Genomic DNA, 25,113 nt, shown 5'->3' on the forward strand with positions numbered 1-25,113 from the left:
AGCCCGGAGCCCGGAGCCCGGAGCCCGGAGCCCGGAGCCCGGAGCCCGGAGCCCGGAGCCCGGAGCCCGGAGCCCGGAGCCCGGAGCCCGGAGCCCGGAGCCGTCATCCCTTGGAGGCTCCCAGCGTCAGACCCCGGACGAACTGTTTCTGGAGCAGGAAGAAGATCACCAGAGTGGGGATCGCGACCAGCACCGAGCCGGCCGAGACGAGGTTGTTGTCGGTGAAGAACTGGCCGCGCAGGTTGTTCAGCGAGCTGGTCACCGGGAACTTGTCGCCGGTACGCATCAGCACGGTGGCCCAGAAGAACTCGTTGTAGATCCAGGTCACCTCCAGCGTGGCAAGCGCGGCCAGGGCCGGCCGGCACAGCGGCATGGTCACCTGCCAGTACTGCCGCCACACGCTGGCCCCGTCGACCATCGCCGCCTCGTACAGCTCGTGCGGCAGCGCCTTCATGTAGTTGCTCAGCACGAAGACGCAGAAGCCGCACTGGAACGCGACGTTGACCAGGATCAGCCCCCAGTAGCTGTCGTAGAGCAGCTCCGAGTCGCTCATCCAGGCCGGCAGCGGGACCTCGGTGAACATCCGGAACAGCGGGATCAGCAGGGACTGCTGCGGGAGCAGGTTCGCGGCGGTGAAGAGCCCCAGCAGCGCGATGTTGAGCTTCCAGCTGAACCGGGCGATCACGAACGCCACGCACGAGGCGAGGAAGAGCGTGAGCAGCACCGCCGGCACGGTGATGTAGATCGAGTTGAGGAAGTGCTTGCCGAACTCGGCGGTCCGCCACGCGGTGACGTAGTTGTCGATCGTCCAGCCGCCGAACGAGACGTAGCCGTGGACGGCGGTGTACTGGTAGGAGCGGAACGAGGTGAGCACCGCCCAGAACAGCGGGAACAGCCAGCCGACGGCGACCGTACCCAGGAAGAGGTGCAGCACCACCCGGGCCGGCCGCAGCGGCCGGCGGCGGCCGGGGGAGACGGCGGCGGTCATCGCTTGTCCTCCCGCATGACGGTCCAGAGGTAGACGGTGATGAAGATCAGGGAGACGGCCAGCATGATGGTGGCCAGCGCGGAGCCGAAGCCGATCCGGCTCGCCTCGCCGACCACGTTCTGGGTGACCAGGGCGGAGATCAGCTCCAGCCCGTTGCGGCCCTTGTTGATCACCCAGACCAGGTCGAACGCGCGCAGCGACTCGATCACGGTGACCACCAGCACGATGATGTTGATCGGGCGCATCACCGGGAAGACGACCCGGAAGAACGTGCTGGTCTCCGAGGAGCCGTCCACGGCGGCGGCCTCCCGCAGCGACGGGTCGACGCCCTTCAGCCCGGCCAGGTAGAGCAGCATGATGTAGCCGACGTGCCGCCACCCGGCGGCGACCAGCACCGCCCAGATGTTGACGTTCGGGTCGCCGTACCAGTCGGTGTCGCCGCCGAACACGCCGTTGAGCAGGCCCTGGTCCCGGCTGTAGATGAGCTGCCAGATGAAACCGACCAGCGCCAGCGAGAGCACCACGGGTAGGTAGAGCGCGGTCTGGTAGAACCGGCTGCCGCGCAGTTCCTTGTCCAGCAGCACGGCGAGGAACATGCCGAACGGGGTGGCCACCACGAAGAGCGCGGCCAGCCAGAGCAGGTTGTTCTGCACCGCGGGGACGAACGGCGGGTAGTTGTTGACCACGTCGTCGTAGTTCCGCCACCCGACCCAGTCGATCTCGCCGAGCGGGCCGATGCCGTCCCAGTCCGTGCCGGAGAGCAGCACGGTCGCCGCCGCCGGCAGCCAGACCAGGGCGAGGACGAGCAGCAGGGGTACCAGCACCATCAGCGTGATCACCACGCGGTCGGTGCCGGACAGGAGCCGTAGCCGGCGACCGCGACCACCGGTGGTGGTCGCGGCCGGTGGCGGCACGGCGCGATCCGCGTGGATCAGGGGCAGGTCGGACATGGTGTCCTTCCCCCTTCCGCCGTCAGCTGGTGAAGATCGACTTCTTCTGGTTCTCAACGCTGGTGAGCATTCCGCTGATGTCCTTCGGGTCCTTGATGAACTGCTGAAGGGCTGGGATCATCACGGTGGAGGCGAAGTCCGGCCGGGTGTCCCGGTCCAGGAACTGCGCGATCTCGGTGGCCGAGCCGACCAGTTCGGCGGCCTTCTTCTGGAGCGCGGTGTAACCGGCGGTGTCCGCGCCGCTGTTGGCGACCAGCGTGCTCGGGTCGTTCTTGACCGTGACGTTCGCGGCGTCCTTCGAGCCCAGGTACGTCAGCAGCTTGGTGGCGGCGTCCTTGGACTTCGGCTTGCGGGCCATCATGTAGCCGTCGATCGGCGCGTCCAGGGCCTTCGCCCCGATCGTGGAGTCGATCTCGGGGAACGTGAAGAAGTCCAGGTCCTCCAGGTCCGCGCCGCTGAACTGCTGGGCGACGAAGAGGCCGAGCAGGTACATGCCGCTCTTCTTCTGCTGCACCGACTGGGCGGCCTCCTGCCAGGTGCGGCCCAGCGAGTCGGGCTGGTGCAGGGGGAGCAGGCCGGCCCAGGTGTCGAAGACCTTCTTGACCCTGTCGGAGGTCCACGCCTCCTTGCCGGCCATCAGGTCGACGTGGAACTGGTAGCCGTTGATGCGCAGGTTGAGGATGTCGAACGTGCCCATCGCCGGCCAGCCGTCCTTGTCGGCGAAGGCGATCGGGTTCAGGCCGTCCTTCTTCATCTGCGCGCCGAGCGTGGTGAGCTGGTCCAGCGTGGTGGGCACCTGGTAGCCGCGCTGCTGCCAGACCGACTTGCGGTAGAAGACCGCCCACGGGTAGTACGACGCCGGCACGAAGTACTGCTTGCCGTCGTCGCCGGTGGACGCCTTCTTGAACGCGTCGGAGTAGCCGTCGAGCTTGCCCCACACGTCGCTGAGGTCACCGGCCAGGCCCTTGGCCGCGAAGAACCGCATCCGGTAGCCGGCGAACCAGGTGAACACGTCGTCCGGCTTGCCCTGCAGGTAGTTGTTGATGTTCTCCTGGAACGTGTTGTGGTCGACCGTGTTGACGTTGACGGTGACCCCGGAGGACGTCTTGAAGCCGTCCATCACCTTGGCGATGACGTCCTTGGGCTTCGGGTCCGACTGGTTCGAGCCGAGCGTGACGCTCTTCGCGTCCGCGCCGGAGTCGGAGTCGGAGTCGCCGCAACCGGCGAGCAGGCCGGTGCCGAGCAGCGCGCCCGCGCCGGCCGCGCCGGCCAGCAGCGAGCGCCGGGGCAGGCCGGCGACGGACGAGGGGACGAGCCGGGCGAGGTACTCGGCTTGCGAGCGGGGACGGGACATGGTGCCTCCTGCGGGGACGAGGTGCGCTACGAGATCCACCGAGAATCCACACGTCCGAACAGAAATAGCCGGTGGCGGTTGAAGCTACCCCTTGGTTCGACGCTGTCAAGAGGGCAAAAGGACGGCGACAACCGTGCTGTGGCAGGGGAAAGGCGCGGTAAACGTTGTAATTGCTGTCGATGTTGGAAAGTGTTGACTTGGTCGCCGTTCAGGGGCACCCTCAGCTCTCATGCGGAACTGGCACGGCGAGGGCATCTGGTACGGCGCCGACTACAACCCGGAACAGTGGCCCGAGGACGTGTGGCCCGAGGACGTCGAGCTGATGCGCCGCGCCGGGGTCAACCTGGTCTCGGTCGGCATCTTCTCCTGGGCCCTGCTGGAGCCGGCCCCCGGCGAGTACGAGTTCGGCTGGCTGGACCGGGCGCTCGACCTGCTGCACGACGGCGGCATCAGCGTCGACCTGGCCACCGCCACCGCCAGCCCGCCGCCCTGGCTGGCCCACCGGCACCCGGAGACGCTGCCCCGCCGCGCCGACGGCACCGTGCTGTGGCCCGGCGGCCGGCAGGCCTACTGCCCCAGCTCGCCGGTCTTTCGGGACCGCTCGCTCGCCTTGGTCGAGGCCGTCGCGACGCGGTACGCCGCCCACCCGGCCGTCGTGCTCTGGCACGTCTCCAACGAGCTGGGCTGCCACAACGTGCACTGCTACTGCGACGTCAGCGCCGAGGCGTTCCGGCGCTGGCTGCGCGAGCGCTACGGCGACCTGGACGCGCTCAACGCCGCCTGGGGCACCGCGTTCTGGAGCCAGCGCTACCACGCCTGGGCCCAGGTGAACCCGCCGCGCACCGCGCCGACCTTCGCCAACCCGACCCAGCAGCTCGACTTCCTGCGCTTCTCCTCCGACGAGCAGCGCGCCCAGCTCCGCGCCGAGCGGGAGCTGCTGAACCGGCTCGTCACCCAGCCGGTCACCACCAACTTCATGGTCGGCACCGGCATCAAGCACATGGACTACCACTCCTGGGCGGACGACGTGGACGTGGTCGCCAACGACCACTACCTGAACGCCGCCCACCCGCATCCCGAGGTCGACCTCGCGTTCGCCGCCGACCACACCCGTGGCGTGGCCGGCGGCGCGCCCTGGCTGCTCATGGAGCACTCCACCAGCGCGGTCAACTGGCAGCCCCGCAACGTGGCCAAGACGCCCGGCCAGCTCCGCCGCAACAGCCTCGCCCACGTGGCGCGCGGCGCCGACGGGGTGCTCTTCTTCCAGTGGCGGGCGTCCCGGGCCGGCGCGGAGAAGTTCCACTCCGCGCTGCTGCCGCACGCCGGGCCGGACACGAAGGTGTTCCGCGAGGTCTGCCGGCTCGGCGCCGACCTGCGCGCGCTCGCCGAGGTACGCGGCAGCCGCGTCGACGCCGACGTCGCCGTGCTCTTCGACTACGAGGCGTGGTGGGGCGTGGAACTCGACTCCCACCCCAGCGTCGACGTCACCTACCCCGACCGGGTGACCGCGTTGCACGGCGCGCTCTGGCGGGCGGGCGTCACCGCCGACGTGGTGCACCCGAACGCCGACCTGTCCCGCTACCGGCTCGTCCTCGTGCCGACGCTCTACCTGACCCGTGACGCGGACACCGACGCGCTGCGCCGCTTCGTCTCCGCCGGCGGCACCGTGCTGGTCACCTACTTCAGCGGCATCGTCGACGAGCACGACCACATCCGGCTCGGCGGCTACCCGGGCGCGTTCCGCGACCTGCTCGGCGTACGCGTGGAGGAGTTCTTCCCGCTGCGCGCCGGCGAGACGGTCCGCCTCGACGACGACTCGTGCGCCGACGTGTGGACCGAGTGGCTGCACGCCGAGGGTGCCGAGGTGCTCGCCGCGTACACCGACGGGCCCTTGCCGGGCGTGCCGGCGCTGACCCGCAACGTCGTCGGCGCGGGCGCCGCCTGGTACGTCGGGACCCGGTTCGACGACGCGGCCACCGACCGGCTGGTGGCCCGGCTGCTCACCGAGGCCGGCGTCCGCCCGCCGGTGCCCGCGCCGACCGGCGTGGAGGTGGTCCGCCGCCGTTCGGCGGACCGGAGCTGGTTGTTCGTGGTCAACCACACGGACGAGCCGGCCCGGCTGCCGGTCTCCGGCGCCGAGCTGCTCACCGGCGACCGGTGCGACGGTGACCTGGTGGTGCCGGCGGGGGAGGTGGCGGTGGTCCGCGAGGGGCCGGTCTGATGCTCGCCCAGCAACGGCAGAGCGCCATCCTGGAGCTGATCCGCCAGCGCGGCGGCGTCCGGGTCAGCCACCTGGTCGACCGCTTCGGCGTGTCCGACATGACCATCCGGCGCGACCTGGAGGTGCTGGCCGAGCGCGGGCTGATCGACAAGGTGCACGGCGGCGCGACGCTGGCCGGCCCCGGCTCGACCGAGGAACCCGGCTTCGCCGCCAAGTCGGTGCGGCAGCGGGCCGAGAAGCGGGCCATCGTGGAGCGGGCCGCCGGGCTGGTCGAGCCGGGCATGGCGGTGGCGCTCTCCGCCGGCACCACCACCGCCGCGCTGGCCGCCCGCCTTGCCGAGGTACGCGGGCTGACCGTGGTCACCAACTCGATCCCGGTCGCCGACGCGCTCTACCAGAATCCCCGCGCCGACCAGAGCGTGGTGCTCACCGGCGGCATGCGTACCCCGTCCGACGCGTTGACCGGCCCGGTCGCCGAGGCGGCCATCGCCGCGCTCAACGTGGACCTGCTCTTCCTCGGCGTGCACGGGATGAGCCGGCGCACCGGCTTCACCACGCCCAACCTGCTGGAGGCAGCGGTGAACCGGCGGCTGATCGGCGCCGCCCGCCGGCTGGTCGTGCTCGCCGACCACACCAAGTGGGAGACGATCGGCATCGCCACCATCGCGCCGCTGGACGAGGCCGACGTGCTGATCACCGACGCCGGCCTGCCCGAGGCGGCCCGCCGCGAACTCGCCGAGCAGGTCGGCGAACTGCTCGTGGTGGCGGTCGGCTGACCCCGCCCCCGCACGGCGATCATGACGTTGGCGGGGGCAAAAGGGACGGACCGTGCGGTCAACGTCATGATCGACGATCCGGCGCAGGAGGTCCGGGCGTGCCTCTCAGACACTTCTCAGCGACGACGGTTAGGGTCCCCTCACCAAGCGTCCGACGGTCCATGTCGGAGCGCCGTCCCCGCGGGAGTGACCGATGGTCTTCAAGAAGATGTTGAGCGCGTTCGGCGTGGGCGGCCCCAGCGTCGACACCGTGCTCGCCAACCCGAACACCCGGCCGGGCCTGGCCTTGGACGGGCACGTCAACCTGGTCGGCGGCGACGCGCCGGCGCGCATCGAGCAGATCACCGTCGGCCTGGTCACCCGGGTCGAGATCGAGGGCGGCGACAGCGAGTACGCCGGCATCATGGAGTTCCACCGGATGCCGGTCAGTGGCGCGTTCGAGCTGGCGCCCAAGCAGCAGCTCGCCATCCCGTTCCAGATGCCGGTGCCGTGGGAGACCCCGGTCACCGACGTCTTCGGCCAGCGGCTGCACGGCATGACCATGGGCCTGCGGACCGAGCTGGCGGTGGCGCGGGCGGTCGACAAGTCCGACCTGGACCAGGTGTCGGTGCACCCGCTGCCGATCCACGAGCGGATCCTCGACGCGTTCCAGGCGTTGGGGTTCCGGTTCAAGCACGCGGACCTGGAGCGCGGCCACATCTACGGCGTGCCGCAGACGCTGCCGTTCTACCAGGAGATCGAGTTCTTCGCCGCGCCGCAGTACGCGCAGACCGTCACCGAGGTCGAACTGACGTTCGTGACCAGCCAGCAGGGCGTCGAGGTGATCCTGGAGTGCGACAAGCGCGGCGGCTTCTTCAGCGCCGGGCACGACGTCTACGGCCGGTACGCCGTCCCGCACAGTGACGCCGCGCGCACCGACTGGGCGCAGGTCGTCGACGGATGGCTGCGGGAGACCACGTCTCGGTACGGCGGCCTGCGCGCCCAGGGCTTCGGCGCCCCGCACGGTGCCCCCGGTCACTACGGTCCGCAGGGTCACCACGGCCGTCGTGGCGGCGGCATGGGCGGCATGATGGCGGGCGCCGCGCTGGGCGTCGCCGGCGGTCTGGTGGCCGGCGAGATGATCGAGGACGCCTTCGAGGGCGACGACGGCGGGGACTTCGGCGAGGAGTGACGGCACAGGGCGACGCCCCCGGGACGGATCCCGGGGGCGTCGCCGGTCGCGCGGCGCGGGTCAGTGCCGGCCTCGACGCTCCTTGCCGGAGCGGCGCGCGCTGCCCGCCTTGGACAGACCGCGGCTGATCAGGTACGCGCCGGTCAGCGCGGTCAGGTACCACCAGGCCTGGTTCGGGTTGTTGATGTTCAGGCCGTTGGCGGTGGTGCCCTTCCAGAACGCGGCGATCACGACCACCGCGGCGGCGGCGGCGTACACCCAGAACTCGGTGGTGAGGAACGCCTGCTTCGTCTCGGTGCCGGGAGCGGGCATCTCCTCCCGGTGGCCGTCGTGCATCGACGGCATCGGACGGGTCGGCGACTCCATCATGCTCGACCGGTTCTGGACGTCCGACATCGGCCGGTTCATCGGCCTGGTGGATGCGGCCTGCGTGCTCATCTGGTCCTCCTCAGGATTTGATGAGTCGTACGGCACCCTCGCCCCGCTGCCGCAGGTCGGCCACGGCACGGTTCGCACACTGTGGCGGGGGCACCCTCCGTCTACCCGCCCCCCGAGACAAGCTAACCGCCGGCCCCGGCCGTATCCCCGGCCCGCACCCGCACCGCGCCCGCGCCCGCACCTTCTGCGCCGATCTTGGACTTGTGGTGCCATAGTTTGACCGTTTTGCCGGTTATTGAGGGTGCCACAACTCCAAGATCGGCGAACGGGGCGCGCGGCGGGGCGGGACGGTTTCAGCCGTCGGGGGTCGGGCACGCCACACCGATAACCACAACACGAGCTGCGAGGTGGTTGACGTGCGTGAGGACGACATCCGGCAGGACGCCGCCCGGCAGGCCGAACAGCGGGTCGCCGGCGGCGTGTACGGCGAGGGCGCGCTGGACGAGGTCACGGTGCCGCCGACCGACGAACAGCGGGTGATCCAGGAGTCGGATCCGGACGACCCGGCGCACGTGGCGGTCGACCCGGCCGTGCTGCGTGACGGCGGGCCGACCCGGGGCCAGGGCGCGGTGACCACGACCGGCGGCACGGCCGGCCCGGCCAGCGTGCGTCGGGTGGCCCGGCAACCGGAACGGCACCGGGGCAAGGTGGCGCCGACCACCACCGGGGACGCCACCACCGGCGGGCTGAGCACCCCGGCCGGCGGGTCGACGAGTGACGCCTCGGCCTCCGGCGCCCAGGTCGGCAACTTCACCGACGAGGGCGCCAACCCCGGCTGAGCGGATTGTTAAGAAGGGGCCCCTCCTCTACCGAATGCGTTAAGGAGGGGCCCCTCCTTACGCCCGGAGGATGCCGAGGCGCTGGGTGGCTCGGGTGAGGGCCACGTAGAGGTCGCTGTGGCCGCGCGGGGACTCGGCGACGATCCGGTCCGGGTCCACCACCAGCACCGAGTCGAACTCCAGGCCCTTGGCCTGCTCGGTGGTGAGCACCACCACCCGGTTCGCCAGTTCCGGCTGCTCGCCGACGGTCGCCTCGGGCAGCGCCGCCACCACCGCCGCACCCAGTTCGGCCACCCGCCCGGTCGGCACGATCACGCCGAGCCGGCCGTCGACCAGGTCGGCCGCCTCGCGGGCGCTCGCCTCGACCAGTTCGGCGACGAGCCGGTCCGCCGTGACGGTGCGGTCCCACGGCGGTACGCCGGTGGCGCGTACCGAGCGGGGCGGGCGCAGCGCCGGGTCGATCTCGGCGAGCACGTCGGCGGCGACCGCCATGATCTCGGCCGGCGTGCGGTAGCTGACGGTCAGCTCCGCCAGCCGCCACCGGTCCGCCACGTACGGGGCGAGCGCCTCGCCCCAGGACGGCGTGCCGGCCAGCGCGCCGGTCTGCGCCACGTCCCCGACGATCGTCATGGACCGGCTCGGGCAGCGGCGCATCAGCAGCCGCCAGGCCATCGGTGACAGTTCCTGTGCCTCGTCCACGATGACGTGCCCGAACGCCCAGGTGCGGTCCGCGGCGGCGCGTTGGGCGGTGGTGAGCCGGTCGGACTCCTCCTGCCGTTCGGAGAGCCGGGCGGCGTCGATCAGGTCGGTCACGCCGAGGATCTCGCCGCCGTCGGCCTCGTCCTCCACGTCGATCGAGCGGGAGCCGCGCCAGATCTCCAGCACGCCCTCGGCGTACTCGCGTTCCATCGCGCGGATCCGGTCCCGGCGGGCGGCGGCGGCGCGTTCGTCCTCGCCGAGCAGCTCGGCGGCCTCGTCCAGCAGCGGCACGTCGGCCGGCGTCCAGCCGCCGGGCTCCCGGCGCAGGGCGGTCCGCTCGGCGTCGGTGAGCATCGGCGCGGCGGTGGCGAGCCGCTCCGGCGACGCGAACAGGTCGGCCAGCAGGCGTTGCGGGGTGAGCACCGGCCACAGCTCGTCCAGCGCGGCAGCGATCTCCGGCTCGTCGCGCAGCTCGCGCCGGATCTCCGCCCGGTCGGCCTCGGAGAGCAGGTTGTCGCCGCCGAGCGGGTCGGCGCCGATCCGCTCGGCCACCTGGTCGGCGAGCGCGTGCACGATCTCGATGTCGAACAGCGCGCGGGCCAGGTTGTGCGGGCGGCCGGCGCGGCGGACCCGGTCGCGGGCCTGGCGGACCGTCTCCGGGTCGAGCGTGAGCACCTCCCGCTGGGGCAGCTCGACGGTGATCGGCTCGGCCGGCACCCACTGCCGGTCCCGGACCGCGCCGGCGAGCACCTCGGTGAGCACCGCGCGACCCTTGAGCGCCGCGGTGGTGGCCGGCTCGGTGCGGCGGGCGTGCACGCCGGGGAACAGGTCGGCCTGGGTACGCAGCAGCACGCCGGTCTCGGCCAGCGCCGGCAGCACCTGGGAGATGTAGCGCAGGAACGTGGCGTTCGGGCCGACCAGCAGCACACCCCGGGTGGAGAGCTGCTGGCGGTGGGTGTAGAGCAGGTACGCGGCCCGGTGCAACGCCACAGCGGTCTTGCCGGTGCCGGGCCCGCCCTGCACCACCATGACGCCGGGCAGGTCGGCGCGGATGATGCCGTCCTGCTCGACCTGGATCGTCTCGACGATGTCGCGCATCCGGCCGGTGCGCCCGGCGTTGAGCGCGGCGAGCAGCGACGCCTCGCCGGTGACCTCCTCGTGCGCGGTGGGGGAGGCGGCGGTGATGTCCAGCACCTCGTCGTTGAGGCCGGTGACCTTGCGGTCGCGGGTACGCAGGTGCCGACGTCGGCGTACGCCCTGCGGGTTGGCGGCGGTGGCCAGGTAGAACGGGCGGGCGGCCGGGGCGCGCCAGTCCATCAGCAGCGGGTCGTAGTCGCCGGAGGTGTCGAAGATGCCGATCCGGCCGATGTAGCGGGCGGCGCCGTCGTCCGCGTCGAGGCGGCCGAAGCAGAGACCGGACTCGACGGCCGAGTACTGCTCGACCTGGTCGGCGTACATCGCGACGGTGGAGTCGCGCTGCGAGCGGGCCTGCTGGGTGCCGCCGGTGAGGCGCAACTCCTCGTCGAGCCGGCGGGCGGCCTGCTCCCGCAGCCCGTCCAGCCGGTCGTAGAGCATCGAGACGTACTCCTGCTCGCGACCGATCTCGTCGTCCTGGTGCAGCTCACCCGACACGTCGGAGTGCGTTGACAAGCGGGCTCCTCATTGACTAAAATTGCCGCAGGAATGGCATTCAGAAGCCATTCCTTTTTTGTGTCTGAACTGAGAAAGATAGCGCGTCGCCCGCCACCCGACCAAGCCCGGACACGGCTCGGGGCCCGGCCGGCGCACGCCGACCGGGCCCCGGGCCCACCTCGATCTCAGCCCTTCGCGGCCTGGTAGAGCCGCTCCGGCGTGACCAGACCGGCCACCACCCGACCGTCGTCGGTCAGCAGCACGCTGAACAGCTTGCCGCTGAGCAGCCGGCCCCTGCCCCAGTCGCCGCTCACCTTCGGCAGGTCGCCGAGCACCCGGGCCAGCATGTCGGCGTCCGGCGCGTCCGCGCCGGCCTTCGCGCCGCCGGCCTTGGCCGCGCCGTCGAGCCCGGCCGCGCCGCCGAGCTTGGCGACCACCACCGTGGTCCAGCCGGTGCCGACGGTACGCACGTCCGGCCGCTCCGCGTCCGCCTTGCCGGGCATCCGGCCCCCGGCCGGGCCGGGGCGCGCGTCGGCCGACTCCTCGGTGACCGTGACGCCGGGCGGCGGGTTGAACCGGAACTGGTCGGCGTCCGGCGTACGGAAGTCGACCTGGGTGAACGCCACCTCGAACGCCGGCTCGTCCTGGCCGTCGGCGAGCACCTCGAAGCGCAGCGGCACGTGCTCCTTCGCGTCGAGCGCGATCCGCACCTGGTGCACCAGCGACGTCTCGTCGCGTGGCGTGAGCACCAGCTCGTACGCGTCCCGCCCGGCCACCGTGGCGGTCCGGCCGACGGTCACCGCGGTGGTCGGGTCGATCGCGGCCAGCGCCTGCTGGGCGGCGTCGGCCGGGGTGGCCGGTGCGGACGGCAGCTCCTTGCCGTCGGCCGGCAGCTTCCGGTGGCTGGCGGTGTTCTCCCGGCTGCGCCAGGTCCAGACGTCGCGACCGTTGCGCAGCACGTCCTGCTCGCCGAGCGTGTCGACCAGGGCGATCCGCTGCCGGTCCTCGCCGCCGTACCAGACGCGCAGCGTGTGCGTGCCGCTGACCAGGCCGGCCAGTTCGTTGCCGGTGGCCCGGCCGGCGAGCGCGGCGATCGGCGGCAGGCCGAGGTCGGCGCGCTGCACGACGGTGCCGGAGAGCCCGTCCAGGCGGGACGTCCGCAGGTCGTCGAGCAGTTGGGCGGCGCTGCGCGGCGGCAGGGCCGGGTCGGCGCCGGCGGCGAACGTGCCGACGGCGGCGCCGCCCCCGATCACGGCGACCCCCGCGGTCACCGGGACCAGCCAGCGCAGCACGGCGCGGTTCTTCATCACGGACATAAGTGTGCACCTCCTGCGCTCCATGCTGCGGGATCGTCGCTGTGACGACGCTGAGGAGATCCCCTACGGGTGACCCGGTGGTGGCACCCTGGACCGGTGCGGTTGCTGGTGGTGGAGGACGAGACGCGGCTCGCCGCGGCGTTGCGCCGGGGCCTGTCCGCGGAGGGCTTCGTGGTGGACGTGGCGGCCACCGGCCCGGCCGGGCTGGACGCGGCCCGGCACGGCGACTACGACGCGATGATCCTCGACGTGATGCTGCCCGGCCTCTCCGGCTACGAGGTGGTGCGCCGGTTGCGCGCCGAGCAGCGCTGGCTGCCGGTGCTGATGCTGTCCGCCAAGGACGGCGAGTACGACCAGGCCGACGGCCTGGACTGCGGCGCCGACGACTACCTCACCAAGCCGTTCTCGTACGTGGTGCTGCTGGCCCGGCTCCGGGCGTTGCTGCGCCGGGGCGCGCCCCGCCGGCCGGCCGTGCTCACGGTCGGCGACCTGCGGCTGGACCCGGCCCGGCGGCGGGTCACCCGGGCCGACGCCGAGGTGGTGCTGACCAGCCGCGAGTACGCGCTGCTCGACTACCTGATGCGCCGCCCCGGCGAGGTGGTGTCCAAGACCGAGCTGCTGGACCACGTCTGGGACGCCTCGGTGGACACCGCTCCGAACGCGGTGGAGGTCTACGTCGGCTACCTGCGCCGCAAGATCGGCCGGGAGCGGTTGGAGACGGTCCGCGGCGCCGGCTACCGGCTGGCCACGTGATCCGCCGCCGGCCGCGTCTCGGCCTGCGGGCCCGGCTGCTCGCGCTGGGCGTGCTCGGCCTGGTGCTCGGGTTCGCGCTCGGCGGCGCGCTGCTGCTCGGCGCGCTCGGCTGGACGCTGCAACGCTCGGTCGACGCGGAGGCGCTGCGCACCGCGGACGCGGTCGCGTTGCTCGCCGCCGAGGACGCGTTGCCGGACCCGCTGCCGGTGGCCGGCGGCCAGTTGCGGGTGCAGGTGGTGGACGCGCAGGGCCGGATCCGGGCCGCCTCGATGGACGCGGACCGGCTGGTGCCGATGCTCGGGCCGGACCGGCTGCGTCCCGGGCAGCGGCAGCGGCTGGTGGTGGACGGGCAGCGGGTCGGCCTGTCCGGGCCGGTCCGGGTGGTGACGGTGCCGGCCGGCACGCCGGCCGAGCCGCGTACGGTGCTGGTGGCCAAGTCGCTGTCGGACGTGCGGCACAGCCTGCACGTGGTGCGCAACCTGCTGCTGGTCGGCTTCCCGCTGCTGGTGGCGGGGCTGGCGGTGGTGGCCTGGCGGGTGGTGGGCGCGACGCTGCGCCCGGTGGAGGAGCTGCGCAGCGGCGCCGCCGAGATCACCGGGCGGGCCGGGGCGGAGCGGCTGCCGGTGCCGGCCGGGCAGGACGAGATACACCGGCTCGCGGTCACGCTCAACGACATGCTGGACCGGCTGGCCGCGTCCCGGGACCGGCAGCGGGCGTTCGTGGCCGACGCCGCGCACGAGCTACGCAGCCCGTTGACCAACATGCGGACCGAGCTGGAGGTGGCCCGGCGGCTCGGTGCCGGCACCGACTGGCCGGCGGTCGCCGACGACCTGCTCGCCGACACCGAGCGGCTGAGCCGGCTGGTCGACGACCTGCTGCTGCTGGCCCGCCTCGACGAGGACGACGTGCGTCCCGCGCGGCCGGCGGCGGTGGGCCCGGTGGAGCTGGGTGAGCTGCTGCGCGACGTGGCGGCCCGCTACCCGTCGCCGCCGGTGCGGCTGGCGGTGCCGGCCGGGGCGTGGTGGACCGAGGGGGATCCGGGGGAGCTGCGCCGGGTGCTGGTCAACCTGGTGGAGAACGCGCTGCGGCACGCGCACGCCGAGGTGCGGCTGGCGGTCACCGGCCCGGAGGGTGCGTACCACCTGGTGACGGTGACCGACGACGGGCCGGGCATCCCGGCGGCGGACCGGGAGCGGGTGTTCGCCCGGTTCACCCGGCTGGACGACGCGCGGGCCCGCGACGCCGGCGGCGCCGGCCTCGGCCTGGCCATCGTGCGCGAGCTGGTGCGCCGGGCCGGCGGCGCGGTGGAGCTGGCGGACGCGACGCCGGGCGCCGCCGCGCCGGGGCTGCGGGCGACGGTACGGCTGCCGACGCTGGCCGAGCCGGACCCGGAGTGAGGGGTCAGCGGCGTCGTTTCGTGCAGACCGGGGCGGCGCGGGCGACCGTGTCGGTCGACCAGACCAGCGCCACCGTGAAGCAGTAGTCGGTGGTGCGGTCGAGCCCGTAGGCGATGTAGTCGCCCGAGCCGGCGGGCAGCGTCGCGAACGTGTGCTGCGGCTGACCGGCGCGGCCCCCGGCGACCACCACCGGCCCTTCCGCGCCGGTCGGGTACGTCCAGCTCAGCACGATGCTGTCACGTCGGTCGGTGAGCGCGAACCGGCCCGGCGGGGTGCCCGGTGAGGCGGCCGGCCGGGCGCTGGCGGTGGGGCGCGCGGAGGCCGGCGGCGCCCCGCTCGACGGCGCTCCGCTCGCCGGCGCGGCCGGGGTGTCGCGGCCGCCGCCCACCCTCGACACGCCGGCGATCACCGCGATGGTGCCGAGCAGCAGCGCCACCACCACGCCGAGCACCGCCAGCGGCAGCCACTGCCGTTCGCGCCGGGGCGTGACGGGTGGCCGGGGCACGTGCACCGGCAGGTAGCGCGACGGCGGCTCGGGGGCCGGCGGCACCCGGCGTACGCCGGGCGGCGCGTCGGCGGTGAGCCCGACCACGGTCGGCGGCACCGCGTCCTCGGCCGGCGGCCAGGGCTGCTCGGCCGACTCGCCGACCCGCCAGGGCTGCTCCGCCGGTTCGCCGACGCGCCAGGGCTGCTCCGCCGGCTCGCCGGCCCGCCAGGGCTCGTCGGCCGGCTGCCGGCGCGGGTCGGCCGGCTCGTCCGGTCGCCAGGGGTGCTCGTGCTCCGGCGGCCACGGATAGTCGTCGAACGTCTCGGCGTCGGCCTCGGGCGGGGTGCGGGGCGTGGGCACGTGCCCGGCGTCGGTGGCCCGGCCCGGCGGGTGGTAGAGCGGCGTCTGCACCGGCTCGTCGAGCGCGGGCGGCGTGTAGGGCGGCAGGTCGGGCGGGCCCTCGACGGGCGGGGCGACCCGGGCGGCGGGCACCACCGGCGCCCGCGGCGCGGGCGGTTCGGGCGCGGCGCAGACATGGTCCGGGTCGGCGGCGGCTCGGGCCAGGCCGGCCACCTGCACGGCGAGCGGGTCGTCCACGGCCAGGTGCTGGCGGCACAGGTCCTCGGCGAGCGCCAGGTGCTCGTGCGCCTCGGCGTACCGGCCGCAGTCGCGTTCCATCGCGCCGAGCTTGGCCAGCATCTTGATGCCGCTGGGATGGTCGTCGCCGTAGACCTCGCGGTGCAGCTCCCAGGCGTCGGAGAGGCGGTCGCGGGCCACCTCGCACTGGCCGCGCGCGTATTCCACGGTGGCCAGGTCGGCGTGCGCGGCCAGCACCCGCTGCGACTCGGGCCCGTCGCGGGCGGTCAGCTCGATGATGACGTCGGAGTAGAGCCGGGCGGCGCGGGCGTCGCTGCCCACCCGGTGCAGCACCGCGGCCAGCGTCGCGGCGGCGGTGACTGTGCGCTCGTCGGAGCGTCCGAACAGGCGGGTGGTCGCCGCGTACGCGAATGCGGCCCAGCCGCGCGCGGAGTGCGGCTCGCCGAGCGCGACGAGCAGCCGCGCCTGGAGGCCGGCCGCCTCGGCCAGCTCGGGGGAGGCGTTGCCGGGGCGCGGGTCGGCGTCGCTGAGCGCGTCGGCGAGCAGCCGTTGCGCACCGGTGAGGTCGCCTTCGGACACCAGATGGTGCGCCTGGACGGTCAGGTCAGCGAAGCCGGAGGACACGCCCCATCGTGCTCATCCGGCGACGGTAAGTACAACCCCCGGAGTGGATCAGTTTGGTGCCGATTGGGTCAAGTGGTCGGCGAGCGTCTCGCTGATCCGGCGGAGCTGGTCGACCTGGGCCGGGCTGAGCGCGTCGAACAGGTGCCGGCGTACCCCTTCGACGTGGCCGGGCGCGGCGGCGGCCAGCGTGGCGAAGCCGTCGTCGGTGAGCACGGCGAGCTGGCCGCGCCGGTCGGTGGGGCAGTCCTCCCGGCGGATCCAGCCGGCGGCCTCCAGCCGGGCGGCGGCGTGCGAGAGCCGGCTGCGGGAGGAGCCGGTGGCGTCGGCCAGCTCGCTCATCCGCAGCCGCCGGCCGGGGGCCTCGGAGAGTCGGACCAGAAGCTCGTAGTACGCGTGCGGCATGCCGGCGTCACGTTGCAGCTCGCGGTCGAGCGTGTCCATCAGCGCGCGGGAGGCGGCGAGGAAGGCCCGCCAGGTCCGCTGCTCGTCGGGGTCCAGCCACCGGGTCATGACGCCCATCATAGCGCCAATGGTTGAACGCTCAACCAAAACCGGGTACCGTCGACGGCATGGGAATCCACCGGCTCAACCACGCCGTCCTCTACGTCAGTGACCTGGAGCGCAGCGTCGCCTTCTACCGCGACGTGCTGGGCTTCCGTCGGGTCCCGATGACGCCGGACGGCTTCCGCGGCGCCGCCTTCCTCCAGGCGCCCGACTCCACCAACGACCACGACCTCGGGCTGTTCGAGATCGGCGCGGCGGCCGGGGCGTCCACGGCCGGACGCGGCACCGTCGGCCTCTACCACCTCGCCTGGGAGCTGGACACGCTCGACGAGCTGGCCGCCACCGCCGAGCGGCTGGCCGCCGCCGGCGCGCTGGCCGGCGCGTCCGACCACGGCACCACCAAGAGCCTCTACGGCCGTGACCCCGACGGGCTGGAGTTCGAGATCGTCTGGATCGTCCCGGCGGACCTGCTGGACGACGCCGCGCTCGCCGCCCGCAAGCGGATCGGCCGCCTCGACCTCGACCGCGAGCGGCAGCGCTACGGCGGCCAGACCCGGGGCGGCGTGGGCGTCTCCGTCCCGGCCTGACCGGGGTTCCCGGCCGGCCGCGGGGTCGGGTGCGGTAGAAACGGCACCATGTCGACCGACGCCGTCCTGCGCGAGCTGCTCGTCCGCCAGCTCGACCACTGGCTCCCCGCGGCGCTGCACCGCGCGCGGCGGGCCACGCTCGCCCTGGCGTACGCCGGGGGAGACGCCGGTGGCGCGGAGGCGGCGCTGCGGGTGGTGGCCGAGTTCGCCGACCGGCTGCGCGGGCGGCGGCTGACCGTGCTGGTGCTGGCCGACGGCGACGCGGAGCTGCCGACGCGGCTCGGCGCCGTCGAGGCGGCCCTGCCGGCGGACGTCGCCGTGCACCTGGTGCCCGGCCGGCCGGACCGGCTGCCGGTGGCGCTCAAGGCGGCCGGCGCGGCCGGCGCACCGCTGCTGGCCGTGGTCGACGGCGGCGAGCCCGACCCGGCCCTGCTGGCCGCCGTGGCGTCCGGCCGTCCGGCCGAGCTGCTGCTGGTCACCGCGCCCGGCCGGACGTTGCGGCCGGCGCTGACCGCGGCCGGCTTCCCGCTGGTCACCGAGGTCGAGCTGGTGCCCGAGGACGGGCCGGCCCGGCTGCTCGGCTACGCCACCGGCTCCGACCGCGGCCTGGAGACGGTGAAGGACGCGCTGTGGGCGGTCGACGAGGACGCCGGCGTGCGCTACCGCGACCCGGCCGACCCGGCGGGGCGGCTGCTGGACATCACGCTCGACCCGGAACCCGGCCCGCTGCGCCGCGAGTTGCTGGCCGAGCTGGCCCGCTCCGGCCCGCGTACGGTGACCGAGCTGCGCCGGTTCGCGGCCACCGCCACTGTCTACCGGGCCGCCGACGCGAACCGGGCGCTCACCTCGCTGCTCACCGCCGGCGCGGTGACCCGCGACCCGGAGCCCGGCCGGCTCGGCGGGGACGTGGTGATCAGCGCCGGGACGACCGCTGGGTCATCTGCCTGACCACCACCGACGCGCCGGTGGCGATCACGCCGATGCTGAACACCATCTGCGCGCAGACCGCCACCCGGGCGATCTGCCCCTGCGCGTGCACGTCGCCGTAGCCGATCGTGGTGAGCGTGGCCAGCGCGAAGTAGAGCGCGTCGATCCGGGTGCGCAACCCGACGAACTCACCGGGGCGGGTGTTCGCCACCACGTAGTCGGCCAGCGCGAAGATCAGCAGCCCGGCGATCAACGCGATGGCGAGCCGGGTGAGGGCGCGGTCCTCCGCGTCGCCGGTCGGCTGGTCGCGGGTGAGCTGGCGGCGGACCTGGCCGGTCACCAGGAACGCGACCGCCGCCACCAGCAGCACCGTGGCGACGGAGCGCAGGGCCAGCCGCAACCCGTTCGGGTCCGCCTCGACCGGCACCAGGAAGTAGCCGGCCAGCATCAGCGCGCAGGCCGCCACGGCCCGCCGCCGCATCCGCCGCAGAGTCAGGTCCACCATGTCGCGATTGTGCGCCTTGGACCCGATCCCGTCGGCGGAACGCCGGACCGGACGACGAACGGGGTGCCGACGAACCGTCGGCACCCCGTTCCTCGCCCGGGATCAGGCCTTGTCCTGCTTCCAGGACAGCGGCCCCGGAAGGTCCACGCGGTGGGCGCGGGTGTTCGAGTTCCAGGACCAGCGGCCGATCTTGATGCTCCACGAGGAGAACCCGTTCTGGGTGAAGTGGAGGATCAGCGGCCCGTACTTCTTGCGCTTGCGGAACTGGACGCCCATCGGGGGTGCCTCCTTCGATCTCCCTGCTTCTGCAAGGGGGAACATGCCCGGATCGACGAAACGCGAAACCCGGTGCGGTCCGGTCTGGACGGTGGGCGTCGCGCCCGGCACAATCTCTATTCATCGGGTAGGTGTTAAGGGGTGGTAAATGCTGGTGGAGGCGGGTCGTAACAAAGCCAGCGATGAAAGTCTCACTGATTGGAAGAGCGTTGACCGGCGGGGACGACGGTCGGCAGCATGAGGGCATGTCGCAGCGGGACGAGCTTCTCCTCACCGCTCGCGTGCACGTCGACCTGGTCCGGCACGCGAGCGCGCTCTGTTGAGCCGAGCGCTCGTCGTTCCCTCTTCTCCGCCCGTCCGTTCCCGCCGCCGGCGCATCGTGGCCCGGCGCGGTACGGCGTGCGCTCCGCCCCCACGTGGGCCCCCTCCACCGCATCGTGGACAGATCAGGAGACACCGCCATGCCCTCGACCCGATCACTCCGACGTGCCCTCGCCGCCGCCGTCGCCCTGCTCGCCCTCACCGCCGCCACCGGATGCGGCGCCGACGCCGACGCCGCCGGCAACCAGACCAGGGAGCTGCGCTACCAGGGCTCGGTCGGTCAGGTGACGCTTCCCGAACTCGCCGCCGACCTCGGCTACCTCGGCGACGTGACGCTCAACTGGATCGGCAACGTCACCGGCGGCCCGGCCGACATCCAGGCCACCGCCACCGGCCAGAGCGACTTCGGTGGCGCGTTCAACGGCGCCATCGTCAAGCTCCAGACCGCGAACGCGCCGATCACGGCAGTGGTCAGCTACTACGGCTCCGACGCGCAGACCTTCCAGGGCTACTACGTGCTCGACGGCAGCCCGATCCGCGGCCCACGCGACCTGATCGGCAAGCGGGTCGGCATGAACACGCTCGGCGCGCACGCCGAGGCCGTGCTGCGGACCTGGCTCGCCAAGGGCGGCCTGACCGCCGACGAGATCGGCCGCGTCGAACTGGTCGCGCTGCCGCCGGTCAACACCGAACAGTCGCTGCGCGCCAAGCAGATCGACGTCGCGGTGCTCGGCGGCGTGATCCGCGACAAGGCGGTCGCCAACGGCGGCATCCGCACCGTGTTCACCGACTACGAGCTGCTCGGCGCGTTCAGCGCCGGCAGCTACGTCTTCCGCGACGACTTCATCGCCCGCAACCCGGACACCGTCCGCGCGTTCGTCACCGGTGTGGGCAAGGCCATCGAGTGGGCGCGCACCCAGCCGCGCGAGACCGTGGTGGCCCGGCTCAAGGCCATCATCGGCAAGCGCGGCCGCAACGAGGACGCCACGCTCGTCGACTACTGGAAGTCCAGCGGCGTCGCCGAGACCGGCGGCGTCATCACCGACCGGGAGTTCGCCACCTGGATCGACTGGCTGGCCGACGCCGGCGAACTCAAGGGCGCCCGGCCCAAGCCGGCCGACCTCTACACCAACCGGTTCAACGCGTTCGCCAACCCCGGCGGTGGCGCATGAGCACCGACAAGATCCGCTTCGACCGGGTGCGCAAGGTCTTCCCGGGCCGGCGTGGCGGCGGCGGCGCGGTCACCGCGCTCGACGACCTCACCCTCGGCGTACGCCCCGGCGAGTTCCTGGTCGTCGTCGGCCCCAGCGGCTGCGGCAAGTCCACACTGCTCGACCTGCTCGGCGGGCTGGCCACCCCCACCGACGGGCAGGTGCTCGTCGACGGCCGCCCGGTCACCGGGCCCGGCCTGGACCGGGGCATCGTCTTCCAGCAGTACGCGCTGCTGCCCTGGCGCACCGCCGCCGGCAACGTCGCGTTCGGCCTGGAGGCCAAGGGCCTGCCCCGCGCCGACCGCGCCGACCTGGTCGCCCACCACCTGGAGCTGGTCGGGCTGACCGGCTTCGCCGACCGCTACCCGCACGAGCTGTCCGGCGGCATGAAGCAACGCGTCGCCATCGCCCGCAGCCTCGCGTACGACCCGGACGTGCTGCTGATGGACGAGCCGTTCGCCGCGCTCGACGCGCAGACCCGCGACTCGCTCCAGGACGAGCTGGTGCGGATCTGGCAGGCCACCGGCAAGACCATCGTGTTCATCACGCACGGCATCGACGAGGCCGTGCACCTGGGCCAACGGGTCGCGGTGATGACGTCGCGCCCCGGCCGGATCAAGCAGGTCATCGACATCGAGCTGGGGGACCGGGAGGCGGAGGAGGACGTCCGCTCCACCGACGCGTTCCGGCACCACCGGCACCAGATCTGGACGCTGCTGCGCGACGAGGTACGCGCCGCCCAGTCCGCCGTCCGCGAGGAGGCCCGCGTTGGTTGACGTCGCCGCACGACCCGCCGCCGCGGCGGCCCGGGCCGCCGAGTCCCCGGTGGCCGCCGCGCCCGCCCGGTCCGGCCGGCTGCTCACGCTCGGCGGCCGGGCCCTGCACCGCAGCGTCGCGCTGCTGGCGCTGGCCGCGATCTGGGAGACCGTGCCCCGCACCGGGCTGGTCGACCGGGTCTTCCTGCCCCCGCTCTCCGAGGTGCTCGTCGCCTGGTGGGAGCTGCTGCGCAGCGGGCAGCTCGCCGACCATGTCGGCGCCAGCCTGACCCGCTCGCTGACCGGGCTGGCGCTGGCCGTGGTCACCGCCATCCCGCTCGGCCTGCTGATCGGTTGGTACCGGCCGCTCGCGGACCTGCTCAGCCCGCTGCTGGAGGTGTTCCGCAACACCGCCGCGCTGGCGCTGCTGCCGGTCTTCGTGCTCATCCTCGGCCTCGGCGAGACCTCCAAGATCGCGCTGGTGGTCTACGCCTGCTCCTGGCCGATCCTGCTGAACACCATCGCCGGCGTGAAGGGTGTCGACCCGCTGCTGATCCGCTCGGCCCGCTCGATGGGCCTCAACCACCTGCGGCTGTTCCAGAAGGTGATCCTGCCGGCGTCCGTGCCGACCATCTTCACCGGCGTCCGGCTGGCCGGGGCGTACTCGATCCTGGTGCTGGTCGCCGCCGAGATGGTCGGCGCGAAGGCGGGGCTCGGCTACCTCGTCAACTACGCGCAGTACAACTTCGCGATCCCCGACATGTACGCCGGGATCATCACCATCTCCGCCATCGGGCTGGTGGTCAACCAGCTCCTCGTCGCCGGGGAGCGCCGCTTCTCCACCTGGCGCATCGACGTCACCACCGCCTGAGAGGAACCGCCATGACCCGCACCCTGCACCTGAACGCCTTCCTGATGGGGGTCGGCCACCACGAGGCCGCCTGGCGGCACCCGCGTACCGACCCCGGCCGCCTCGCCGACGTGCGGCACTTCCAGGAGCTGGCCCGCATCGCCGAGCGGGGCACGCTCGACTCGGTCTTCCTCGCCGACGGGCTGGCCGTCGGCCCGGCCGTCCGGCACAACATCCAGGCCGTCTTCGAGCCGCTCACGCTGCTCGCCGCGCTGGCCACCGTCACCGAGCGCATCGGCCTGATCGCCACCGCCTCGACCACCTACACCGAACCGTTCAACCTGGCCCGCGCGTTCGCCTCGCTCGACCACCTCAGCGGCGGCCGGGCCGGCTGGAACATCGTCACCTCCGCGCAGGCCCGCGAGGCGCGCAACTTCAACCTGGACGACCACCCCGCGCACGCCGACCGCTACCGCCGCGCCGCCGAACACGTCGACGTGGCGATCAAGCTCTGGGACAGCTGGGAGGACGACGCGCTGGTGCTCGACACCGCCGCCGGCGTCTTCGCCGACACCGACCGGGTGCACGAGATCGCGCACACCGGCGAGCGGTTCCGGGTGGCCGGGCCGCTCAACACGCCCCGCCCGCCGCAGGGCCGCCCGCTGCTGGTGCAGGCCGGCTCGTCCGCCGACGGCATCGCCTTCGCCGCCCGCTACGCCGAGGCCGTCTTCACCGCCCAGCAGACGCTCGCCGACGGCCAGGCGTTCTACGCCGCGCTCAAGCGGGCCACCGCCGACGCCGGCCGCGACCCGGAACTGATCAAGGTGCTGCCCGGTATCGCACCGGTCATCGGGGGTACCGAAGCGGAGGCCCGTGCCCTCGCCGACGAACTGGAGGCGCTGATCGTGCCCGAGCACGCGCTGGCCCAGCTCTCCGGCATGACCGGGCTGGACCTCACCGGTCGACCGCTGGACGGGCCGCTGCCGGACCTGCCCGACGCCACCACCGTCCAGTCCCACCAGAGCCGCTACCAGCTCGTCGTCGACCTGGCCCGCCGGGAACGGCTCACCCTCCGGCAGCTCATCGGCCGGCTCGGCGGCGGGCGCGGGCACCGCGTCGTGGTCGGCACGCCGGAGCAGATCGCCGACCAGATCGAGCTCTGGTTCACCCAGGGCGCCGCCGACGGCTTCAACGTCATGCCACCGCTGCTACCCCACGGACTGGAGGCCTTCGTGGACCACGTCGTACCCCTGCTGCGCCGGCGCGGGCTGTTCCGGTCCGAGTACACCGGACGCACCCTGCGCGAGCACTACGGCCTGCCCCGGCCGGCCAGCGTCCACGCCGTCCGAGAGCTGGTGGCGTCGTGACCACCGTGGACCGGCCGGCCGCCGGCACCGTCGAGCTGCGCCCGGTCGACGTCGACTCGTTCCGCGGCCTGCTGCGCCGCCAGGCGTCCACCGTCACCGTGGTCACCACGCCCGGCCTGCGCGGCGACCGGCTCCTGCCGACGCTGCCGCCGGCCGGCTTCACCGCCACCTCGTTCACCTCGGTGTCGCTGGACCCGCCGCTGGTCTCGGTCTGCCTCGGCCGCGCGTCGTCGAGCTGGCCGACCGTCGCGCAGGCCGAGCACGTGGCCGTGCACCTGCTCGCCTCCGGCCAGCAGGAGATCGCGCAGATCTTCGCCACCAGCGGCATCGACCGGTTCACCGCCCACCCCGGCTGGACCACCGGCCCGTTCGGGGTGCCGCTGATCGGCGACGCGCTGGCCGTGCTGCTCTGCCGGGTGGTCCGGCGGATCGAGGCCGGCGACCACACCATCGTGCTCGGCGAGCCGCTCGCGCTCGGCGCCGGCGAGGACGGCGACCCGCTGCTGCACCACCGGGGCCGCTACACCACCACCCTCGAGGACTGGTCCGAGTCGTGGTGACCGCGCCCGCCGACGAGCTGCTCGCGCTCGACCGGGCCGCCCAGGACCTGCTGTTCCGGGCGGCCCGCACGGCCACCGCGTTCACCGCCGAGCCGGTCGACGAGGCGCAGGTCCGGGCCGTGCACGACCTGGTCCGCAACGGCCCCACCGCGATGAACGCGCAGCCGCTGCGGGTCCTGCTGCTGCGCTCGTCGGCGGCCCGGGCGCGGCTGCTGCCGCACGTCAGCGCCGGCAACCGCGACAAGACGGCGAGCGCGCCGCTGACCGCGGTACTCGCCGCCGACGTGGACTGGCACGACCGGCTGCCCGAACTGTTCCCGCACCGCCCCGGCGCGCGCGACTGGTTCACCGGCGACCCGGCCGGCCGGGAGGCGCAGGCCCGCCTCAACGCCGCGCTCCAGATCGGCTACCTGGTGGTCGGGGTACGCGCCGCCGGGCTGGCCGCCGGCCCGATGGCCGGGTTCGACCCGGCCGGCGTGGAACGCGAGTTCTTCCCCGACGGGCGGCACCGGGTGCTGCTGCTGATGAACATCGGCCGCCCGGCGCCGGAGGTCGGGCGGGCCCGGCTGCCGCGGCTGCCGTACGACGAGGTGGTCACCACCCTGTGATCAGCGCGGCTCCCACGCGTCCGGCTGGGTGGTCAGCTTCCGCACGTGGGCCGGCAGCCGGCCGCTGACCAGCTCGTCCAGGCTCACCTCGTCGACCACCCGCCGCACCGAGGCGCGCACCGCCACCCAGAGCCGGGGCAGGTTCTCCGCCGCGCCCTCGTACCGGGTCTCCTCGGGACGCAGCCCGCGTACCCCGGCGAGCGGGCCGTCGACGGCGCGCAACACCTGCCCGATGGTGACGTCGCGCGGTGGCCGGGACAGCGTGTAGCCACCCTCGGCGCCGCGCTGGGCCCGGACGATCCCGGACCGGCGCAGGTCGGCCAGGACCGCCTCGAGGAACTTGCGGGGCATGTCCTGCTCCGCCGCGATGGCCTGGGTGGACAGCAGGGTGGGGTACGCGGTGGCCAGGCTCAGGGCTGCCCGGACCGCGTAGTCGCCGCGCGCGGAGATCTGCACAGTG

26 protein-coding genes are annotated in these 25,113 nt (G+C 73.4%); 15 read left to right on the forward strand and 11 right to left on the reverse strand.

The window, feature by feature from the left end:
* Window positions 1-103: 103 nt before the first annotated feature.
* From ACH495_RS13785 to ACH495_RS13795, 3 genes are read right to left on the reverse strand one after another with little or no spacing between them, the layout of a single operon-like run.
* Window positions 104-988 carry a carbohydrate ABC transporter permease gene (locus ACH495_RS13785; RefSeq protein ID WP_396858079.1) on the reverse strand — a complete coding sequence of 295 codons (885 nt, stop codon included), beginning with the start codon at window positions 986-988 and terminating at the stop codon, window positions 104-106.
* Window positions 985-1,938 carry a carbohydrate ABC transporter permease gene (locus tag ACH495_RS13790; RefSeq protein ID WP_396858080.1) on the reverse strand — a complete coding sequence of 318 codons (954 nt, stop codon included), beginning with the start codon at window positions 1,936-1,938 and terminating at the stop codon, window positions 985-987. Before ACH495_RS13790 ends, ACH495_RS13785 begins: the two co-directional genes overlap by 4 nt.
* Window positions 1,939-1,960: 22 nt before the next feature.
* Window positions 1,961-3,292, reverse strand: coding sequence for an ABC transporter substrate-binding protein (locus ACH495_RS13795; protein ID WP_396858081.1), 1,332 nt, complete (start codon window positions 3,290-3,292; stop codon window positions 1,961-1,963).
* A gap of 229 nt (window positions 3,293-3,521) precedes the next feature.
* Between ACH495_RS13795 and ACH495_RS13800 the strand changes: the two genes are divergently transcribed.
* The 3 genes from ACH495_RS13800 (at window position 3,522) to ACH495_RS13810 (ending at window position 7,460) form a co-directional block, all read left to right on the forward strand.
* On the forward strand, window positions 3,522-5,513 hold the full coding sequence (locus ACH495_RS13800) for a beta-galactosidase (protein WP_396858082.1): 1,992 nt from the start codon (window positions 3,522-3,524) through the stop codon (window positions 5,511-5,513).
* Complete coding sequence (locus ACH495_RS13805) at window positions 5,513-6,289, forward strand: DeoR/GlpR family DNA-binding transcription regulator (protein WP_396858083.1); 777 nt, start codon at window positions 5,513-5,515, stop codon at window positions 6,287-6,289. Before ACH495_RS13800 ends, ACH495_RS13805 begins: the two co-directional genes overlap by 1 nt.
* 193 nt (window positions 6,290-6,482) lie before the next feature.
* Entirely contained in the window at window positions 6,483-7,460 is a 978-nt protein-coding gene (locus ACH495_RS13810) for a sporulation protein (protein WP_396858084.1), read from the forward strand.
* A gap of 60 nt (window positions 7,461-7,520) precedes the next feature.
* On the opposite strand, the gene ACH495_RS13815 is transcribed toward ACH495_RS13810, so the two are convergent.
* On the reverse strand, window positions 7,521-7,898 hold the full coding sequence (locus ACH495_RS13815) for a hypothetical protein (protein ID WP_107159342.1): 378 nt from the start codon (window positions 7,896-7,898) through the stop codon (window positions 7,521-7,523).
* 356 nt (window positions 7,899-8,254) lie between these two features.
* Here ACH495_RS13815 and ACH495_RS13820 point away from each other — a divergent pair, with 356 nt between their 5' ends.
* Window positions 8,255-8,677, forward strand: a complete 423-nt coding sequence (locus ACH495_RS13820) for a hypothetical protein (RefSeq protein ID WP_396858085.1) — start codon at window positions 8,255-8,257, stop codon at window positions 8,675-8,677.
* 57 nt (window positions 8,678-8,734) lie between these two features.
* Here ACH495_RS13820 and ACH495_RS13825 read toward each other — a convergent pair whose 3' ends face one another.
* Window positions 8,735-10,951 (reverse strand): HelD family protein, encoded by a 2,217-nt coding sequence (locus ACH495_RS13825; RefSeq protein ID WP_396858560.1) that lies wholly within the window; start codon window positions 10,949-10,951, stop codon window positions 8,735-8,737.
* Between the two features lie 242 nt (window positions 10,952-11,193).
* On the reverse strand, window positions 11,194-12,324 hold the full coding sequence (locus ACH495_RS13830; RefSeq protein WP_396858086.1) for an outer membrane lipoprotein carrier protein LolA: 1,131 nt from the start codon (window positions 12,322-12,324) through the stop codon (window positions 11,194-11,196).
* A 96-nt stretch (window positions 12,325-12,420) separates the two neighbouring features.
* On the opposite strand from ACH495_RS13830, the gene ACH495_RS13835 reads away from it, so the two are divergent.
* Entirely contained in the window at window positions 12,421-13,077 is a 657-nt protein-coding gene (locus ACH495_RS13835) for a response regulator transcription factor (protein ID WP_396858087.1), read from the forward strand.
* Window positions 13,074-14,474 (forward strand): sensor histidine kinase, encoded by a 1,401-nt coding sequence (locus tag ACH495_RS13840; protein WP_396858088.1) that lies wholly within the window; start codon window positions 13,074-13,076, stop codon window positions 14,472-14,474. The genes ACH495_RS13835 and ACH495_RS13840 overlap by 4 nt, the downstream gene beginning before the upstream one ends.
* 4 nt (window positions 14,475-14,478) lie before the next feature.
* Here ACH495_RS13840 and ACH495_RS13845 read toward each other — a convergent pair whose 3' ends face one another.
* Window positions 14,479-16,182: a tetratricopeptide repeat protein gene (locus tag ACH495_RS13845; protein ID WP_396858089.1), complete on the reverse strand. Its 1,704-nt coding sequence runs from the start codon at window positions 16,180-16,182 to the stop codon at window positions 14,479-14,481.
* Between the two features lie 48 nt (window positions 16,183-16,230).
* A complete protein-coding gene (locus tag ACH495_RS13850; RefSeq protein WP_396858561.1) occupies window positions 16,231-16,701 on the reverse strand; it encodes a MarR family winged helix-turn-helix transcriptional regulator in 471 nt (156 codons plus the stop codon).
* 50 nt (window positions 16,702-16,751) lie between these two features.
* On the opposite strand from ACH495_RS13850, the gene ACH495_RS13855 reads away from it, so the two are divergent.
* Together ACH495_RS13855 and ACH495_RS13860 are read left to right on the forward strand one after the other, a co-directional pair.
* Complete coding sequence (locus ACH495_RS13855) at window positions 16,752-17,273, forward strand: VOC family protein (protein WP_396858090.1); 522 nt, start codon at window positions 16,752-16,754, stop codon at window positions 17,271-17,273.
* 48 nt (window positions 17,274-17,321) lie between these two features.
* Window positions 17,322-18,221, forward strand: coding sequence for a hypothetical protein (locus tag ACH495_RS13860; RefSeq protein ID WP_396858091.1), 900 nt, complete (start codon window positions 17,322-17,324; stop codon window positions 18,219-18,221).
* On the opposite strand, the gene ACH495_RS13865 is transcribed toward ACH495_RS13860, so the two are convergent.
* Complete coding sequence (locus tag ACH495_RS13865) at window positions 18,187-18,705, reverse strand: potassium channel family protein (RefSeq protein WP_396858092.1); 519 nt, start codon at window positions 18,703-18,705, stop codon at window positions 18,187-18,189. The two genes, ACH495_RS13860 and ACH495_RS13865, sit on opposite strands and share 35 nt — an antisense overlap.
* 102 nt (window positions 18,706-18,807) lie before the next feature.
* The gene (locus ACH495_RS13870; protein ID WP_064498970.1) at window positions 18,808-18,981 is read right to left on the reverse strand and encodes a DUF4236 domain-containing protein; all 174 of its coding nucleotides are present in this window, start codon (window positions 18,979-18,981) and stop codon (window positions 18,808-18,810) included.
* Between the two features lie 182 nt (window positions 18,982-19,163).
* Here ACH495_RS13870 and ACH495_RS13875 point away from each other — a divergent pair, with 182 nt between their 5' ends.
* The 7 genes from ACH495_RS13875 (at window position 19,164) to ACH495_RS13905 (ending at window position 24,653) form a co-directional block, all read left to right on the forward strand.
* The gene (locus ACH495_RS13875) at window positions 19,164-19,304 is read left to right on the forward strand and encodes a putative leader peptide (RefSeq protein WP_396858093.1); all 141 of its coding nucleotides are present in this window, start codon (window positions 19,164-19,166) and stop codon (window positions 19,302-19,304) included.
* A 138-nt stretch (window positions 19,305-19,442) separates the two neighbouring features.
* Window positions 19,443-20,474 (forward strand): ABC transporter substrate-binding protein, encoded by a 1,032-nt coding sequence (locus tag ACH495_RS13880; protein WP_396858094.1) that lies wholly within the window; start codon window positions 19,443-19,445, stop codon window positions 20,472-20,474.
* Window positions 20,471-21,289 (forward strand): ABC transporter ATP-binding protein, encoded by an 819-nt coding sequence (locus ACH495_RS13885; protein ID WP_396858095.1) that lies wholly within the window; start codon window positions 20,471-20,473, stop codon window positions 21,287-21,289. Before ACH495_RS13880 ends, ACH495_RS13885 begins: the two co-directional genes overlap by 4 nt.
* Window positions 21,282-22,139 (forward strand): ABC transporter permease, encoded by an 858-nt coding sequence (locus tag ACH495_RS13890; protein WP_396858096.1) that lies wholly within the window; start codon window positions 21,282-21,284, stop codon window positions 22,137-22,139. Before ACH495_RS13885 ends, ACH495_RS13890 begins: the two co-directional genes overlap by 8 nt.
* Before the next feature lie 11 nt (window positions 22,140-22,150).
* Window positions 22,151-23,485 (forward strand): LLM class flavin-dependent oxidoreductase, encoded by a 1,335-nt coding sequence (locus ACH495_RS13895; RefSeq protein WP_396858097.1) that lies wholly within the window; start codon window positions 22,151-22,153, stop codon window positions 23,483-23,485.
* Window positions 23,482-24,045, forward strand: a complete 564-nt coding sequence (locus tag ACH495_RS13900; protein WP_396858098.1) for a flavin reductase family protein — start codon at window positions 23,482-23,484, stop codon at window positions 24,043-24,045. The genes ACH495_RS13895 and ACH495_RS13900 overlap by 4 nt, the downstream gene beginning before the upstream one ends.
* Window positions 24,039-24,653: a malonic semialdehyde reductase gene (locus tag ACH495_RS13905; RefSeq protein WP_396858099.1), complete on the forward strand. Its 615-nt coding sequence runs from the start codon at window positions 24,039-24,041 to the stop codon at window positions 24,651-24,653. The genes ACH495_RS13900 and ACH495_RS13905 overlap by 7 nt, the downstream gene beginning before the upstream one ends.
* On the opposite strand, the gene ACH495_RS13910 is transcribed toward ACH495_RS13905, so the two are convergent.
* Entirely contained in the window at window positions 24,654-25,109 is a 456-nt protein-coding gene (locus ACH495_RS13910) for an Rrf2 family transcriptional regulator (RefSeq protein WP_107159310.1), read from the reverse strand.
* Window positions 25,110-25,113: the final 4 nt, after the last annotated feature.

Source organism: Micromonospora sp. NPDC018662, assembly GCF_044391475.1.
Classification (GTDB): Bacteria; Actinomycetota; Actinomycetes; order Mycobacteriales; family Micromonosporaceae; genus Micromonospora.